Source organism: Streptomyces pseudogriseolus (assembly GCA_002154585.1).
Lineage (GTDB): Bacteria > Actinomycetota > Actinomycetes > Streptomycetales > Streptomycetaceae > Streptomyces > Streptomyces pseudogriseolus.
This window is the reverse complement of sequence record MUNG01000674.1, coordinates 1-1,608: the sequence shown is the minus strand read 5'-3', so window position 1 is coordinate 1,608 and position 1,608 is coordinate 1. Positions and strand designations below refer to the sequence as shown.

At 71.1% G+C, this 1,608-nt stretch carries 1 protein-coding gene and 1 tRNA gene; both read right to left on the bottom strand.

Features of this window, described 5'->3' with window-relative positions; translation table 11 throughout:
• Nucleotides 1-286: 286 nt before the first annotated feature.
• Nucleotides 287-373, bottom strand: a tRNA-Ser gene (locus CCN29_RS34020).
• Nucleotides 374-437: 64 nt separating this feature from the next.
• Nucleotides 438-1,608 (bottom strand): S1C family serine protease (locus CCN29_RS34015; RefSeq protein WP_442538682.1); only part of this gene is annotated, 1,171 nt, incomplete at its 5' end.

Below are 1,608 nucleotides of genomic sequence, written 5' to 3'. Positions count from 1 at the left end.
CCACGGAGGCCGAGGTCGTGGCGGAGAGGGGCGGGAATCCACGGCCTCCGACATGGTCCCGAGGTGGCTCCCGGGGACCTTTGTGCCCGCCCCTCTTGACCGCGGACCTCGAAGGTTCTCCGACCGGCCTTCACACACCGGGCAATCTAACAAGCGGCTGCGACGACGCTCCGGCTCCGGGAGCAGCGGCGGTGGGGTTCCGCAGCGGCGGCAGTCACCGCACGCGGACACGAGAGCGGCCCCCGACCTGACAACCAGGTCAGGGGCCGCTCTTCGCGTTCGTCTGCGGAGGCGGTGGGATTTGAACCCACGGTGACATCGCTGCCACGACGGTTTTCAAGACCGTTCCCTTAGGCCGCTCGGGCACACCTCCCCGCGTCCGCCGGTGATCGGCGGCGCGGGGACAAGGGTAACGGGTGCGGGGGTGGCGGGTGGGGTCAGCTGTCGCCGACGCGGGAGCCCAGGGTGAGTTCCGTGGTGTGCTCCTTGCCGCCGCGTTCGTAGGTGATCGTGACCTCGTCGCCGGGCTTGTGGGTCCAGATCTCGCCGATCAGGGTGGGGCCGGAGTCGATGACCCGGTCGTCGAGCTTGGTGATGACGTCGCCCGGCTTCAGGCCGGCCTTGTCCGCGGGGCCGCCCGGGTCGACGGGCTCGGTGCCGCCCACGCCCTGCTCGGTGATCTGGGCGCCATTGGTGGAGTCCTCCAGGGAGACGGACGCGCCGATCTTGGCGTACACCGGCTTGCCGGTCTCGATGAGTTCCTGGGCGACGTACTTGGCCTGGTTGATCGGGATGGCGAAGCCGAGGCCGATCGAGCCGGCCTGGCCCGTGCCGAAGCCGCCGTTGCTGGTCGACTGGATCGCCGAGTTGATGCCGATCACGTTGCCCTGCGCGTCCAGCAGCGGACCGCCGGAGTTGCCCGGGTTGATCGACGCGTCGGTCTGCAGCGCGCTCATGTAGGAGGCCTTGCTGCCGCTGCCGTCGCTGGAGGCGACCGGCCGGTTCTTCGCGCTGATGATGCCCGTGGTCACCGTGTTGGACAGGCCGAAGGGCGCGCCGATGGCGATGGTGGAGTCGCCGACCGCCACGTCGTCGGAGTTGCCCAGGGTGAGCGGCTTGAGGTCCGACGGGGCGTTCTTCAGCTTGATGACGGCGACGTCGTACCCCTGCGCGTTGCCGACGACCTCGGCGTCGTACTTCTTGCCGTTCGGGAACGTCGCGGTGAGGTTGCCGCCGTCGACGGCGTCCGCCACCACGTGGTTGTTGGTGACGATGTGGCCCTGCTTGTCGAAGACGAAGCCCGTGCCGGTGCCGCCCTCGCCGCTGCTGCTCGCCGCCTCGATGGTGACCGTGCTGGGCAGCGCCGCCGCCGCGACCGCGGCGACCGTGCCCGGGTCGCGCTTGACGTTGCCGCCGCTGGTGCTCGACGAGACGGTCGTCGAGCCGCCGCTGTCGTTCTCCTCGGCGAGCGTGTAGCCGAGGCCGCCGCCCAGGCCGCCCGCGACCAGCGCGGCCACCAGGACCGCGGCGACCAGCCCGCCACGCCCGCGGCCGTTCTTCGGCGCGGGCTGCTGGTGCGCGGCGCCCCAGCCCGCGCCGAAGAACGGC